Raw genomic sequence first — 15,014 nt, 5'->3', positions numbered from 1 at the left:
CTGACCGCGACGTTGAGGTTGTAGCGGTCGCCCCACTGCTGCCCGGCCGACAGCGTCGCCGAACAGCCGCCGCCGCCCCCGCCACCGCCGCCACCGCCCGAACCGGTGCCGCCCACGGTGATGTTGGAGTTGCCGCTGCTCTGGTAGCCCTCGGTGGCGAGGATCATGTAGTAGTTGAAGCTGCCGAGCGGCATGCCGGCCCGGGCCCAGGCGTCGAAGTGGTTGCCGGTGGTGATGGTGCCGCCCGTGCGCCTCGTCTGCCGCACGCTCCAGTACTGGTCGAAGGTCTTGTTGCCCTCGACGGAGGGGGCGTTGTAGCGGGTCGTCTTGTAGATGTCGTACGTGCCGCCGTCGCTGGTGACGGTGCCCTTGTACGTTCCCGTGGGCCGGTAGGTGCCCCAGTTGTCGACGATGTAGTACTCGACGAGCGGGTTCGCCGTCCAGCCGTACAGGGCCAGGTAGGCGTTGCCGGACGGGTTGAAGGAGCCCGAGTACGTCACGCTCCTGCGGCCGCCGTTGCTCCAGCCCTTGCCGGCGACGAAGTTGCCGGTGTTGCGCCAGGACGTGCTGTAGGAACCGCCGGACGACAGGTTCATGGACACGGAGCCGGGCGAGTCGGTCCAGAACGAGTAGTAGTAGCCGTTGTCGGTGCCCGTCTGGTTCGAGGTGACGACGGTGTCGGCGTACGCGGTGCCGGGTGACGTCAGCGCGGCGAGGGCGACCAGGACCGTGGTGCAGACGCCGCTGAGGAACAGCCTGAAGCGTGCGGGTGCGTTCATGTACGTGTTTCCTCCTCGTCCTCGTGAGGCCGCGCCGCGCGACAGCGGAGACGGGCGGAGACGGCCCTCGGATTGACCGTCAGTTTTGGTATGGCCCTGCCAACTGTCAATACTTTCGGCTCGAACTGCGAAACATTCGCAAAGGGACGGCCTTTAGCTGAGGGGTATTTCCGCTGCTCAAGCAGGTTCGAGAGAGTGAGAAATCGACAAGGGCGAAGAGTGTCCAGAACGCGTGAGATCCTTTCTCTGGATCAAGAATCCCGAATGTTTCGAAGCATTTCCGTTCCGTTCCGTGCCGCTGTGGATGTCGCCCGGACTGCTGCGGATACCGGCCGGACCGCTCGCGGCAAGCGCCGTGCGGCGGCGCCCTCCGCCACTTCCCCCAACGGTTGAACGAACCGTTCTTCGAACTGTTGTCGTTCGTCCCGTTGACACCGTGCGCAACCCCTCTTACTGTCACGCCAACATGCCGACCATGTGACGGTATTTCGAACGGTTGAAGGGCAAGTGCCTTGCGCGCCAACGGAATCAGCACACGCGTGGTCGGAGCGCGGCGGCGCACTCCGGCGTGCTTACAGACGCACGCCGACCACGCGATCACCCCAGCCGGCGCGAGCCGGCCGCACAGCCAGGACACCGACGCACCGACCGCCGCTCCGCGCGGTCATGACGCGTCCGACCGCCGGTTCGCGCTCGGAGCCGGCCGACGCCACCTCCGGTCGTGCCGACGGGACCCACCGCCCGTCCCCCGCCCGTGAGGCGTCGGCGCACCAGGACTGCCGACGAACTCGGCAGCCCCGTACGCCTCTTCGAGGCCGCCGGGCGGATCCGCCGCGGCGCGCCCCTCTCCCCGCCTGAAGTCGGGCCCGTCCGGGGCGTCCGGCACCCGTCGGTGCGCCCCGTCCCCCGAGGGACCGGCCCCGCATCCGTCCGGGAACGGCGACACGGCACGTCCGACCGCGTGCCGTCCGCCACCGTGATCCGCCGCCCCCGGCCCGGACGTCCCCGCCGTCCCCCGCCGGATCCCCGGCACGCCGTCCTCCTCTCAACGACGAGAAGAACAAGGAACGATGACCATGCGCAACCGAAGAGCCGCCCTCGCCGCCCTGGCCGGGGCCACCTCCCTGGCTCTCACCCTGTCCGCCTGCGGAGAGACGACGACGAGCGGCGGCAGGACCCGCTCGGGTGAGGGCACCATCGGCATCGCCATGCCGACCCAGGCCTCCCAGCGCTGGCTCACCGACGGAAAGAGCGTCGTCGACGACCTGAAGGCCAAGGGGTACGACGCCCAGCTCGTCTACGGCCAGGACAACCCGAAGACCCAGGTCGCGCAGATCGAGAAGCTGATCAAGGACGGCGTCGACGCGCTGATCATCGCCGCCATCGACAACAAGTCGCTGGACGGCGTCCTCCAGCAGGCCGCCGCCGCGAAGATCCCGGTGATCTCCTACGACCGGCTCATCCTCGGCACCCGGAACGTCGACTACTACGTCTCCTTCGACAACGAGCAGGTCGGCCGGCTCCAGGCCCTCTACATCGTCGACAAGCTCGGTCTGGAGAAGGGCAAGGGCCCGTTCAACATCGAGCTGTTCGCCGGGTCTCCCGACGACAACAACACCAAGTACTTCTTCGACGGCTCGATGCACCTGCTCCAGCCGTTCATCGACAGCGGGCAACTCGTCGTCCGCTCCGGCCAGACCGCGCTCGACAAGGTCACCACCCTGCGCTGGGACGGCCCCACCGCGCAGCGCCGCATGGACACCCTGCTGTCGCAGTCCTACCGCAGCCGGAAGGTGGACGCCGTCCTGTCGCCGTACGACGGCATCTCCATCGGCGTCCTCAACGCGCTGAAGGCCGACGGCTACGGCACCGGCAGCAAGCCGCTGCCCGTCATCACCGGCCAGGACGCGGAGCTGCCCTCCGTGAAGTCGATCATCGCCGGCCAGCAGTCGCAGACCATCTACAAGGACGTCCGCGAACTCGCCTCGGTGGCCGCGGACATGGCCGACGACCTGCTCAACGACAGGACGCCGAAGGTGAACAACCGGCGCTCCTACAACAACGGCGTCAAGGACGTCCCGGCCCAGCTGCTCCAGCCGACGAGCGTCGACAAGACCAACTACGAGTACGTCCTGGTCGCGGGCGGCTTCTACAAGGACGCGCAGCTCAAGTAGCGCCCCGGCGCCGTTGTTGACGCCGGCGCCGGGGACGACTCAGTGATTCCCCCGATGTGTCCGCGCCCGCGGAGTGCCACGGTGGTCAGTCTTCGGCCGCAGGCGGGCCGACACCGAGGGGAGAGCGGATGGGATCGTCTCAGGGGCGACGTGCGGCCCTGCAAGAGCGGGCGAACGAGCTGGGCCACACCCGGGGCCGCCGGACGTACGCGATCACGGGAGTGGCGGGCGGGCTCAGCCAACTCGCCTGGCGGACCGCCGTGGTGGTGCTGACGCTCGCCCTCGGCATGATCGTCTTCGCCCGGCCCGAGTCGGCGCTCCTCAAGGGCGCCGTCGTGGGCGGCCTGCTGCTCGCCCTGGTCGTCCTGAGGCTGGTGTGGCGCCGGTTCTCTGCCGACCGCGGGATGAACCGGTGCCACCTCTACGGCGGCGGCCTCGCCGTCACCGACCAGTCCGGCAGGCTGCGGGACGTGGCGGCGTGGAGCGAGGCGACCGAGCTCAAGTGGTCCGTGGGAGCGGTGCTCTTCACCCCCCTCTACCGCGTCGAACTCGCACGCCGCGCGGCCGAGCCGCTGGCCTTCGTCGTCCCGGCCCACCAGACCGACCTGATCACCGCGCTCCAGGAACAGGCGACCCGGCACGGCATCCCGCAGAAGCAGGTCCGCTACATCGTCTCGTGACGGACCCCGCGCCCCGTCAGCGCCGCACAGGCGCGCCCGCCCCCGCCGAGGCACGGCTCCAGACGGAATCGAACCTCCTCAGGTCCGGATGTCAGGCCGGCCGGGGCACGATGCTCACCGCGCGGTAGTCGTAGCCGTCCTGCCGGAAGCCGGGGGCTTCCCACTCGAGGTCGACCAGCTGGCCGGGCCGCAGGGTGCGGAAGCCGGGCATCCGGATCTCCGCGAAGTGGCCGAAGCAGCCACCGGGGGTCTCGGGGGAGTCGAGCACGCCCCACCCCTCCTCGTCACTCCACTCACGGACAGTCGCAGTCACCATGCGCAAAACCTACTGCCGTGAAGGGAAGCCACGACCGGCACGGCGATGGGACCCCTTCCGACGGGGAGCAGGTGGGCATGCGATCGCGCCCCGACCGACGACCGGCCGGCGGAGCCGGGGAAACGCCCTGTCGCACGCCTGTGACATGGGGCCGACGATTCCGGAACGCATGCCCACATAGCGTTGTTCTCGCTGGTCGGAGAGGCCGGCGCGTCAGAAGCCACATCGCCAGGAGCCGCCATGCGCACCGCACTCCGTACCGCTCTCGCCCTCGTCGCCCTCGTGGGGACGACCACCGCTTCTGTCGCGACGGCCACTGCCGCCGGCGCCGCCACCGCGGCCGCGTCTCCCACGAGCAGCTCCTGCGTCGCCACCAAGACCGTCCCCTCGGTCTTCGGCGGCTGGAAGGTCAAACTGGTCAACAGCGCCGACCGGGGCGCGTCGGCCAAGCTCCTCGACGCCAGGGGCCGTGTCGTATCGGTCGTGGACCAGAGCCGTCCCCTCGACTCGGCCAATGGTCTGCGCATCACCGGAGTGCTGAGCGCCAAGCCCGTCTTCGGGCAGCGCAGCGAGGGCGGCCCCACCCCCTGGAAGTCCACCGCCTTCCCGCTGCTGTCCGCCGACTGCACGCAGAGCGGCAGGCTCGTGCGCACCCTGCGTCTCGACTCCCGTACGGTCGCGCAGATCTTCAAGGTCTCCGCCGGCCACTACCAGGCCCGCGTGTACCAGGGCGGCTTGCTGGTGCGGTTCGTCGACGCCCACGGCCGTGCCGGAGTCGCCCTGTTCGGCAGCCGCACGCTCGTGCTGAACCCCGACGGCACGACCGTCACCTGGACCGGCGCGAAGACCGCCGCCGCCCCGCGCCTCGGCCGCTACAAGCTCGCGAACGGCGCCGTCGTGAAGCTCGTCAAGCGCTCGGGCGTCTACGGTGCGCAGCTGACCACCGGCCACGGCACGTTCCCCGTCACCTACGCCAAGGGACGCCCGTCCGTGCAGCAGGACGACGTCACCCTGGTCGTCCTGGGCGCCGACGGCACCCTCAGCGGCTACGTCTACGGCCGGCCCCTGAGGGCCCCGCTCTACCTGGGCGCCTGAGGCAGGGGCGTCCGCCGACGGACGCGTGGTCGACGAGCAGGGTCGACCGCCTCCCACGTCGACGCCGGAAGCAGATGTCGAAGGCCCCGGACCATGATCGGTCCGGGGCCTTCGCGCGGGAGCCCCCGGCAGGCATCCGACCAGCAGACCCACGACGAGGGGGAAACCGGCGCGGTGGACTCCTCGCCGGATGATCGACCCGGCCGGCGGCGCCACCGGCCCCACCACCCCACCGGTGAGCGCTGAACCACCCCGCGACGTGACCGTCGCGAAACCCTCGGCGGCAGAGCGGCACGGGGTCGGCCATGCCGCTTCCGGAGGAAGCGGGTCAGGACGTCGAACCGCCGAGGTCGAGGCGGATCACGACGAGCGCCTCGGCGATCTCGACGGGCATCTCTCCCTCCGGGCCGCACACCATGCACCCGTCCTGGTGGGAGGCCGGGCGGGAGCCATCGGATCGGGCGCCCTGCCCTCGGGCCGCAGCCTGAGCGGTGCGCGGCTGAGCGGCTGAGCGGCTGCCGAGTCCACCGAGTCCTCGTGCGGGCACCGTTCCGGTGCCCTGTACGACGGCTGTGACGTGTCTCACCGGAACTCGCGCGCACCGTACGTCAGTTCAAGACGTGACCACAGATATGCGAACCCGGGTGCGAGACGGAGATCCGGACGCCTTCGCGGAACTCTTCGACGCGTGCGCCCGCGCGGTGTACAACCACGCCTTCCGGCTGACCGCCGACTGGTCGCTGGCCGAGGACGTCATGTCGACGACCTTCATGGAGGCCTGGCGGCGCCGGGCCTCGGTCGAGGCCGAGGGCGGCTCGCTGCGGCCGTGGCTGCTGGGCATCGCCACCAACGTCGCCCGCTCCCACCACCGCAGCAACCGCCGCTACCGCAACGCGGCGAGCGCCGCGGCCGCCGCGCACGCCGCCGAGGAACGGGTCGAGGACCACGCCGAGGAGACCGCCGGACGCCTGGACGACCGGCGCCGTATCAACGCCACGCTCGCCGCCCTCAGCCTGCTCAAGCGCCCCGAGCGTGAGGTCCTGACGCTGTGCCTGTGGGAGGGGATGGAGTACGCCGAGGCGGCCCGCGCCCTCGGCATCCCGGTCGGCACCGTCCGCTCCCGCCTCTCCCGCGCCCGCGCCAAGCTGCGCACGCTCGCCGATGCGCAACTGCTCGGAGAAAAACGGGAACCCACCCGCACGAACCGGCAGATAACAGGTGATCGCGGATACGCGGTCCGGTCCGCACAGGAAGGAAACCGATGAACGCCAGCCCCTCCCACCGGCCCCACCCGGCCGAGTGGACGGAGACGCAGAGTCTGCTGCCCTCCGCCGAGCGGGATCTGCCGGCGGGCCGCCACCAGTTCCACAAGGAGCAGATGATGGCCCGGATCCACGAAGACCTCCGCACCTCCTCCCGTACGCCCGCCACCTCTCCGGTCGCGCCCGTGAAGCGCTCCCACCCGTTCCTGCGCCGTACGATCCTCCTGCCCGCCGCGGCCTTCGCCCTGGCCGGTGCGGTCGTGGGCGGCCTCGCCCTCGCCGGCGGCGGATCCCAGGACGGCAGGACCGCTCTGGCCACCGGCCCCGCGCTGACCACCAGGGTCGGCGTCGCCGACGCCAAGGGCGCTCCCCAGCTCCTTGAACGCATTTCCCTGGCCGCGGCCGACACCTCCGCGCCCGCCCCGCACAAGGGCCAGTACGTCTACATCGCCTCGAAGGTGGCCGACAGCTACGTCAAGACCGACGGCGACCAGCGCGAGGCGGTCAGCGACGAGCTGCACTCCCGCCAGGTCTGGAACTCCCTCGACGGCAGGGACGGCTGGCTGATCGAGGCCGGCGCGACCGGCGACGAGGGCATCACCCTGAAGAGCGACGTCCCCTTCAGCGGCGCCTACAACGCCCTGGCCGGGCTGCCGACCGACCCCGACGCGCTGCTTCAGCGGATCTACCGCGCGTCGGACGCCGTCCGGGACCCCGAAGTCCCGCGCGACCAGGCCGCCTTCGTCGCGATCGGTGACCTGCTGTTCGAGAGCTACCCGCCCGCCGAGGTCGGCGCCGCCCTCTACAAGGCCGCGGCCAAGATCCCCGGAGTCGTCTCGGTGGACGACGCGGTCGACGCCACGGGCCGGCACGGGGTCGCGATCGCGCGGCAGAACGACACCGACGGCGAGCGAACCGAGTGGATCTTCGACAAGAAGACCCTGCGGTTCCTCGGCGAGCGCATCGTGGTGGTCAAGGCCACGGCGGACAGTCCCCTCAAGGTCGGTACCGTCACGCACACCAGCGCGATCACCGAGCGCGCGGTCGTCGACGCCGCCAAGCAGGTCCCCGGGCAGGCGAGCTGAATGCGCGACAGAACCACAGGCGCCTCGCTGGCCGCCCTGTTGGTGGCGGGGCTGATGGCGGGCGCCTCGGTGGCGGCCACGGGCTCCGGCCTCGGCCTGCGGACGCAGGACACCGCCACGGTCGCGGCGCCCGGCAGCCCCGCCCTCGGCGCGCGGACCGCCGGCTCCGCCTCCGCGGCCGGCCGGTACGTCACCCTCCTCACCGGCGACCGGGTCCTGCTGGACGCCCGGGGCCGGGTGACGGGCGTACGGCGGGCACCGGGCCGTGAGCACGTCCCGGTGTCCGTGCGCGGCGTCGGGGGCGATCAGTACGTCGTATCCGCCGACGCAGCCGCCCTGATCGGCCAAGGCGTCCTGGACATGCGGCTGTTCGACGTCAGCGGTCTGATACGGGCCGGCTACGACGACACCCGGCGCGGCACGCTCCCGCTGATCGTGTCGTACGAGGGCAAGTCCGCCCAGCGCAGGAGCACCCAGAAGTCGCTGGTCGCGGACGCGGACGCCACCGTGCGCCGGGAGCTGCCCAGCGTGGCGGGCGCCGCGATCACCGTGCCCAAGGCCGGGGCCGACGACATGTGGCAGGCCCTCACCGAGGAGCGGGGAGTCGCGCGGGTCTGGCTGGACGGCCGCTGCAAGGCCCCGATGGACCAGGACGGCGCGAAGTCCGGGGAGGCGGACGGGAAGGAGGACGGGAAGGCCGACGGGGCGGCGCACGAGGCGGCGGGCGGGGAGGCGCACGAGGCGGCGGGCGGCGGCGTCGCGCAGATCGGCGCCCCGGCCGCCTGGGCGGCCGGATACGACGGCAAGGGCGTCGAGGTCGCCGTCCTGGACACCGGCGTCGACACCACCCACCCGGACCTCGCCTCGGCGGTGAAGGCCTCGAAGGACTTCACCGGCACCGGCAGCACCGACGACATGGCCGGCCACGGCACCCACGTGGCCGCGACGCTGGCGGGCTCCGGCGAACGGTCCGGTGGCCGGTACAGGGGCGTCGCGCCCGGCGCGGGGATCCTCAACGCCAAGGTGCTCGACGACAGCGGCGAGGGCAGCGACTCCGGCGTCATCGCCGGCCTGGAGTGGGCCGCCGGGCAGGGCGCCAAGGTGGCCAACCTCAGCCTGGGCCAGGAGGACACCCCGGGGGAGGACCCGGTCGAGGCGGCGGTGAACGCCCTCGCGAAGAGCACCGGCATGCTCACCGTCGCCGCGGCCGGCAACGAGGGCCCCGACGCGGGAACCGTCGGCTCCCCGGGGGCCGCGGAGGCGGCGCTCACCGTGGGCGCCGTCGACGGCGAGGACCGGCTCGCCGACTTCTCCAGCACCGGCCCGACCGCCGACGGCGCCCTGAAACCGGACCTCACGGCTCCGGGCGTGGCCATCGTCTCGGCGAGGGCGGCGCACGGCCACATGGGCGACCCGGCCGCCGACGGCTACGTCTCCATGTCCGGTACGTCGATGGCGACGCCGCATGCCGCGGGGGCGGCCGCGATCCTCGCCCAGCGGCACCCGGACTGGAGCGGCGCACGGATCAAGCAGGCGCTCACCGCGTCCACCACCCCGACCACCGGAGCGACCGGCTACCAGCAGGGGACGGGCCGGCTCGACGTGTCCCGGGCACTGGAGGCGGCGGTGGCGAGCGAACAGACCTCCGTGTCCTTCGGCGAGCAGCTGTGGCCCCACACCGACGACCGGCCGCTCACCCGGCACATCACCTACCGCAACGACGGCGACCACCCGGTCACCCTGGCCCTGACGGCCGGCGCGACCGGCCCTGGAGGCAGCACGGCCCCGGAAGGCATGTTCACGCTGAGCACCACACGGCTCACCGTCCCGGCGAACGGCGCCGCCGGCGTCGACCTCACCACGGACACCCGCGTCCAGGCGGCGGACGGCGCCTACTCGGGCACGCTCGTCGCCACCGCGCAGGACGGCGCCGACCCCGCGGCCGCCGCCCCCTCTGCCGTACGGACCGCCTTCGGCGTCGTACGCGAGGCAGAGGCATACGACCTCACCCTGAAGTTCCTCGACCGCGGCGGCAAGCCCGTGAGCGCGCCGCTGACCGAGATCCTCGGGTACGCGGGCACGTACTGGACCACCAACCTCGCGGACTCCGAGCAGATCTCCAAGGGCGTGTACCGGGTGCGGGTCCCGCGCGGCGACTACGTCGTGGACACCGTGATGGAAGACGCCGAGGGCACCTCCGCGCTGGTCCGGCCCCGACTCTCCCTCACCCGGGACACCACGGTCGTCCTCGACGCACGCAAGGCGAAGCCGGTCGGGATCACCGCGCCGCAGGGCGCGAAGATGTCCGACGGCCAGCTCAACCTCGCCGTGGGCACCGGGGGGACCGGGGGCACAGGTAGCGGACCGCACAACAGCACCCTGTTCTGGGGAACGTTCAAGAACCTGCGCACCGCGACCCTGGGACCGACCGCCCCTCCCGGGAGGCTCAGCACGCAGCTCGGCGGCCTGTGGCAGAAGGGCAGCACCACCTACCACCTGCTCCACAACCTGCCCGACCGCTTCCCCACCGGCTATCGGCACACCACGCGCATGAACGAACTTGCCCTGCTGAAGCGGAACTTCGGCTCGTCCGCCGCACACCGCAAGGGCGTCGTCAACGTCCTGTGGAGCGGCCCCACCCTGTCGCTGGGCACGGTGAGCGACCCCGTCCCGCTGCCGACGACCGCGAAGATCTACGTCACCACGCCCAAGGGCTTCCAGTGGACGGCCAACCTGGGCCAGCGGAACGCCTCCGGAGACGACGACGTCTTCTACGGCACGGAGCCCGCGAGGTCGTACCAGGCGGGCCGGACCTACGCGGCCACGTACAACGTCGGTGTCTTCAGCCCGATCACCGGCGGCCCGTACGGCGCGCAGCGCGACGGCGACACCCTGGACCTGTGCGTCCCCGACCTAGCCGACGGGGCCGGTCATCCCGCCTCCTCCGTCGCGAGACGGCACACGACGGTCACCGCGGACGGCAGCACCCTGCTCGACAACGAAGGCGACCTCTGCCAGACCGTGCAGAAGATCCCGTCCGTCCCGGCCCGCTACACGATCCGAACGCACCTGACCCGCCCGCCGGGCGTGGCCACGACCACGAGCCGCCTGACAGCGGCCTGGACCTTCACGTCCGGCCCGTCCGACTCCGGCCACCTGCCCCTCTCCACGGTCCGCTTCCACCCGAAGCTGACCCCGACCGGCACGGCCCCCGCGGGCCGCCGCACGACGATCCCCCTCTCCCTGCAGGGCCCGGCGGCCACCCACCTGAAATCCCTGACGGTGAAGGTCTCCTACGACGCCGGCAAGACCTGGTCCCCCGCCCCGGTGACCACCACCCACGGCACGAGGACCCTCACCCTGACCCACCCGGAACACGCCCGCTCGGTCTCCCTCACCTCCACTCTGACCGACACCACCGGCAACACCTACGCGATGACGATCCTGAAGGCATACCTCCTGACCTGACGTGGTCCGGACCCTCCTCGACGCGGTCACACATCATCAGGAGCACTGCGCCGCTGCCGGCCGAATGGCACGTACGTGGCACGGCGCCTGAAAAGGCCAAGGGCCAGCCTGGAAGGAAACCCCTCCCGAGCTGGCCCTTTCGCTGTGCCCCGGCAGGATCCGAACCTGCGACACCTGCTTCAGGAGTTCGATCGCTCCTCGGCACTGCCGGGGAACCACCCGTACACGCTGGTCGTGTCGGCTCGCCCAGGACTGCTGGCGTCCGGGGTCGTTGACGTCACGCATAGATGTCAGAGCAGAGCAACCCGCGCGCGTTCGCTGGCACGATGATTGCGTGGCTGACCTGGAACGCATCAAAGCAGAGACCGTGGCGTACTTCCGGGCACTCGATGAGAGTGCCACGCTGCGGCACCACTTCCGAGCCAGTGACGAGGACGGCGGCTTGTGGTACTTCGAGGCCGCACCCGACCGCGGTGAGTTGATCGCCATCAAGCAGGCCGAGCTGACTCCGGCCGGCCAACTTCACCGATACAGCTGGGAGCACCTGGAGGACGAGCACGGCTTCCTGACGGACCAGGCGCTCGACCCCGAGGAGGACCCGCTGGAAGCCATCCCGGCCGAAGAGTTCCAACGCGTGTGGACCCGGTGAGCGGTCTGGACAACCAGTTTATCCCCGTTCGTTCTGGCACGAGAGTGGCACGGCCAGGAGACCGTGCCACGAGTCCTCGATGCCGTATTTCGCTGTACCGCTCAGCGCCTACGGTTCGAACCCTCCCCCGGTTCGGCGCCGGTACTTCCACGCGCGAAGCTCAAGCAAGGCGACCCAACCTACGGACAAGGTGACCGCAGTTACGATCGCCTGCCTCCACGTCTCCGGGACCCACTTGTGTGCCGCGACCGCCATGAGGCCGAACCATGCGCTCAGTAGGAGGTACTCCCGAAGGCGGGTCCGCAGGCGGGCGTCTGGCCGTGCCAGGTGCACCATGGAGATCCCCCTCTCTGAAACCGGAGGGTACAACGCGGCCGGAGACGCGGTTGGCCGATCACGTAGCCAGTTTGGAAGTCGTGTCGTCGTGTCAGCGGATCGGGGCTGCCGGTGTCAGGCGTTGGTGTCAGCCGCCGTGGGCGGGCTTGACGGATTCGCCGGGGTGCGGCCGTGGACGGCTACCGCATCGTAGGTCGTGTGGGCCTTGGAAGGCCGCTGAGCAGCTGGCATCAGAGGTGGATCAGGATCCAGAGGCTGAGGAGCAGGCCGCCGGCACCTATGGCTGCGTGGAGTACCACCCAGAGAATCCAGATCTTGAGCTTGAGTATCCGAGGGAACTTGGTTCGATGCTCTGCGTGGTTGTCCGCGATGAGATCGTGCAGCCGCAGTCCCGGGTGTCGTGTTCCCAGCTCACGACGCAGCCTTTTGGCGAGGCTGGAGTGGACTGCCCAGCGTTCGCCGTACTTGGCGCTCGCCAGCGCGCCGAATGTGCCCAACGCGCAGAGGGGCAGTGTCAGGCCCAGCGAGGAGGCCCTGAGGCCTCCCTGTTGGGTGAGGAAGCCCAAGGTGGCGGCTGTCACGACGATGACGATGTTGGTCAGTGCTGCCCGCTGGTTCTCCATCTGCCGAGCTTCCTCGCGCTGGCCCTTCAAGAGTTCGAGCAGAACGTCAGACTCGTCTGCCATCGGTCACCCCTCCCCTGCGACCAGGAAAGCTCGGTGGACTCTCTTAGCCAAGAGGGCGATTTCGCTGGCCGACGCTCCTACATGGTGAGCTTGCTTCCCCGGCGGCGGTGATGGGTTTGAAACCCGATGCGCACGACGGGAGTTCGGCGTTCTGACGGTGTGCCAAGGGCGGGAAGAGTGCTGGTCGGACTGTCCATGTGATGCGCGTGCTGGCGTGCGTGATGGATACCGTCCACGGCTCGCGGCGCGACAGGGCTCGTCTCGTGTCGATGCGGTCGTCGTGGAGTCGTGTCCACGCCTGCTGGGATGCGGCCGTGTCCAGGGCCGGTGAGAGGGTGCCTCGCGGAGGCAGGCGGGCTGGGCGACGCGGTCCGGCTGCACGACGCCCGGCACGGGTGCGCCACGCTGCTCACCGCTGCCGGGGTTGCTCCCCGCATCGTGATGGAGATCTTCGGACACAGCCAGATCCGCATCACCATGGACGTGCACACCCACGTCGTGCGGGACACCCAGCGGGAGGCCGTCAGCCACATGGATCGGCTGCTCGAGATGCGGCCCGGTCGTGAGTGATCGCCCTCGTTGATGTCAATGGTGGATGTCAAAGGCCCCGGACCATGATCGGTCCGGGGCCTTTGCGCTGGTGCCCCCGGCAGGATTCGAACCTGCGACACCCGCTTTAGGAGAGCGGTGCTCTATCCCCTGAGCTACGAAGGCGGGGTGGTGGCCCTGGTGGGTCACTGGCGTCAGCGTACCGGATCCGGGGTGGCGGGGTGTGGGGTCAGGTCAGGGGGACGTGGGTGAAGCGGGACGCTGTGTGGAGGTCTGTCTCGATGTGGGAGGCGGTCGCTCTCAGGGCGGGGAGTATGTCGTCGACGCAGTGTGCGGTCGTGCGGCGGGCCACGTGGGCGGCCACGTTCAGGGCGGCGATCGCGCGGCCCGTCCGGTCGCGGATCGGGACGGCGATCGAGCGCACGCCCTGCTCCAGTTCCTCGTCCGTCACCGTGTAGGCGGCGGGGGTGGGGGTGGTCGGGGATCCCTGGCCCAGGAGGCGGCCTGCTGCCGTCGCGGCGGCCGGGAGGCGGGTGCCCGGCCGGATGTCCACGCTCATGACGTGGCTCGCGGGCACCCGGGCCGTGTACTGGATCTCGTCGCCCGACTCGGTCAGGACGGCGAGGGCCGTCGTCTCCTGGATGGCGTCCGTCAGGGCCCGCAGGTGCGGGGTCGCGATCCTGGGCAGGGACGTGCGGGAGAGCGGCGGGAAGCCGAGGGAGAGGACGCGGGGGGTGAGGGCGAAGGCCCGGTGGGCGGGGCCGGCGTCCGGGGCGGCGTCGGTCGGGGCGTCGGCCGGGGTCAGCAGGCCCAGGTGCTCGTAGGTGATCAGGGCGCGACGGGCCGTCGCCCGCGCCAGGCCCGTGGCCTTCGCGACGTCCGTCAGGGTCAGCTCCGCCCTGCCCTCGCCGAACGCGGTGAGGACGGTCAGGCCGCGGGCCAGGGACTCGACGAACTCGCGGCCCAGCTCCTGCTTCGACGCGCCGGTCCAGAGCGCCGTACCGGAGCGCGGCGCCCCCGGCGCGGGGGGCGGCGCCTGGCGCAGGTCCTCCTCCATCGTCGCGACGGCCGTCCGCAGCCGCGGCAGCAGCGTGTCGCGCAGGCCGGCCGCCGTGTGCCGGCTGGTGTGGCTGACGACGCTCGCCACGCACGCGATCCGTGCGGTACGGGGATCCCGCACCGGGACCGAGACGGCCACCAGGCCCGGTTCGATCAGCTGGTCGTCCAGGGCGTAGTGCGCGGCGGCGGCGTCCTTCGTCCGCCGTTCGAAGTCCTCGTACGCCGTCAGGCCGGCCGGCGGACGCAGGACGGGCGGGACCGCGGGGAAGCGCCGGTCGTGCGGGTCCTGCTGTCGGCGGGTGCGCCAGGTCCGCCATGCGTCGGCCGTCCACTCCGTCGCGAACAGCGGTCCCGGCGCGGTGCGTTCGGCCGGGAGCAGGTCGCCCATGCGGAAGCTCAGGGACATCGCGCGGCGGCGGGTCGCCTGGTGGACGAAGCGGATGCCGTCGCGGTCGGGGACCGCCAGGGAAACGGACTCGTCGAGGGCGTCGGCCAGCGCGTCCGCGCGTGCGGACAGCAGGTCGGGCAGGCGCAGGGCGGCCAGGTAGGCGTTGCCGAGCTCCATCACGCGGGGCGTCAGGGTGGCGTCCCGGCCGTCCAGGCGGACGTATCCCATGCGCACGAGGGTGGCGACGATCCGGTCCACCGTGGAGCGGGCCAGGCCCGTGGCGCGTTCGAGTGCGCTCGGACTCAGCACGCCGTTCGCCTCGGTGAGCCGTTGCAGCACGGCGACGCCGCGGATCAGCGGGGCTACGGCCTCGGCGGGGGGCGCCGGGGCGGGGTCGGGCGGTGGCATGGGCGGCTTGTGCTCCCCGTCGTGCGTGACCTGGTGGCCCTCGTGGATCTCATGGACACCGTAACGGGGCGCCGCAAGGG

General features: G+C 71.2%; 11 protein-coding genes, 1 tRNA gene and 2 pseudogenes. 8 read left to right on the top strand and 6 right to left on the bottom strand.

Going from position 1 to position 15,014, the window contains the following annotated elements; translation table 11 throughout:
• Positions 1 to 779, bottom strand: a 779-nt coding sequence (gene xynA, locus KMS84_RS31280) for an endo-1,4-beta-xylanase XynA (RefSeq protein ID WP_256919849.1), incomplete at its 3' end; no start/stop codon positions are given.
• Positions 780 to 1,855: 1,076 nt separating this feature from the next.
• On the opposite strand from xynA, the gene chvE reads away from it, so the two are divergent.
• Both chvE and KMS84_RS31270 read left to right on the top strand, forming a co-directional pair.
• Complete coding sequence (gene chvE, locus KMS84_RS31275) at positions 1,856 to 2,953, top strand: multiple monosaccharide ABC transporter substrate-binding protein (RefSeq protein WP_256919848.1); 1,098 nt, start codon at positions 1,856 to 1,858, stop codon at positions 2,951 to 2,953.
• 128 nt (positions 2,954 to 3,081) lie between these two features.
• The gene (locus KMS84_RS31270) at positions 3,082 to 3,633 is read left to right on the top strand and encodes a hypothetical protein (protein ID WP_256919847.1); all 552 of its coding nucleotides are present in this window, start codon (positions 3,082 to 3,084) and stop codon (positions 3,631 to 3,633) included.
• 91 nt (positions 3,634 to 3,724) lie between these two features.
• Here KMS84_RS31270 and KMS84_RS31265 read toward each other — a convergent pair whose 3' ends face one another.
• The gene (locus KMS84_RS31265; RefSeq protein WP_256919846.1) at positions 3,725 to 3,949 is read right to left on the bottom strand and encodes a cold-shock protein; all 225 of its coding nucleotides are present in this window, start codon (positions 3,947 to 3,949) and stop codon (positions 3,725 to 3,727) included.
• Positions 3,950 to 4,189: 240 nt separating this feature from the next.
• Between KMS84_RS31265 and KMS84_RS31260 the strand changes: the two genes are divergently transcribed.
• The 5 genes from KMS84_RS31260 to KMS84_RS31240 all read left to right on the top strand — a co-directional run bounded on the left by KMS84_RS31260 (position 4,190) and on the right by KMS84_RS31240 (position 11,508).
• Positions 4,190 to 5,044: a hypothetical protein gene (locus KMS84_RS31260; RefSeq protein ID WP_256919845.1), complete on the top strand. Its 855-nt coding sequence runs from the start codon at positions 4,190 to 4,192 to the stop codon at positions 5,042 to 5,044.
• A gap of 620 nt (positions 5,045 to 5,664) precedes the next feature.
• Positions 5,665 to 6,309, top strand: coding sequence for an RNA polymerase sigma factor (locus tag KMS84_RS31255; RefSeq protein ID WP_256919844.1), 645 nt, complete (start codon positions 5,665 to 5,667; stop codon positions 6,307 to 6,309).
• Positions 6,306 to 7,391: a CU044_5270 family protein gene (locus KMS84_RS31250; protein WP_256919843.1), complete on the top strand. Its 1,086-nt coding sequence runs from the start codon at positions 6,306 to 6,308 to the stop codon at positions 7,389 to 7,391. Before KMS84_RS31255 ends, KMS84_RS31250 begins: the two co-directional genes overlap by 4 nt.
• A complete protein-coding gene (locus tag KMS84_RS31245; RefSeq protein ID WP_256919842.1) occupies positions 7,392 to 10,859 on the top strand; it encodes a S8 family peptidase in 3,468 nt (1,155 codons plus the stop codon).
• A 334-nt stretch (positions 10,860 to 11,193) separates the two neighbouring features.
• A complete protein-coding gene (locus KMS84_RS31240; protein WP_256919841.1) occupies positions 11,194 to 11,508 on the top strand; it encodes a hypothetical protein in 315 nt (104 codons plus the stop codon).
• A gap of 566 nt (positions 11,509 to 12,074) precedes the next feature.
• On the opposite strand, the gene KMS84_RS31235 is transcribed toward KMS84_RS31240, so the two are convergent.
• Together KMS84_RS31235 and KMS84_RS31230 are read right to left on the bottom strand one after the other, a co-directional pair.
• Positions 12,075 to 12,530, bottom strand: coding sequence for a hypothetical protein (locus KMS84_RS31235; protein WP_256919840.1), 456 nt, complete (start codon positions 12,528 to 12,530; stop codon positions 12,075 to 12,077).
• Between the two features lie 43 nt (positions 12,531 to 12,573).
• Positions 12,574 to 12,867 (bottom strand): annotated as a pseudogene (locus tag KMS84_RS31230) (hypothetical protein); the annotation flags it as partial.
• Positions 12,868 to 12,890: 23 nt separating this feature from the next.
• On the opposite strand from KMS84_RS31230, the pseudogene KMS84_RS31225 reads away from it, so the two are divergent.
• Positions 12,891 to 13,100: pseudogene (locus KMS84_RS31225) on the top strand (tyrosine-type recombinase/integrase); the annotation flags it as partial.
• Between the two features lie 68 nt (positions 13,101 to 13,168).
• Here the strand turns inward: KMS84_RS31225 and KMS84_RS31220 are convergent.
• Positions 13,169 to 13,244, bottom strand: a tRNA-Arg gene (locus tag KMS84_RS31220).
• A gap of 64 nt (positions 13,245 to 13,308) precedes the next feature.
• On the bottom strand, positions 13,309 to 14,934 hold the full coding sequence (locus tag KMS84_RS31215; RefSeq protein WP_256919855.1) for an IclR family transcriptional regulator domain-containing protein: 1,626 nt from the start codon (positions 14,932 to 14,934) through the stop codon (positions 13,309 to 13,311).
• Positions 14,935 to 15,014: the final 80 nt, after the last annotated feature.

The sequence above is a fragment of the Streptomyces hilarionis genome, assembly GCF_024539675.1.
GTDB lineage: Bacteria > Actinomycetota > Actinomycetes > Streptomycetales > Streptomycetaceae > Streptomyces > Streptomyces hilarionis.
Note: the sequence above shows the minus strand (reverse complement) of the source record. Positions and strands in the feature narration are given on the sequence as shown.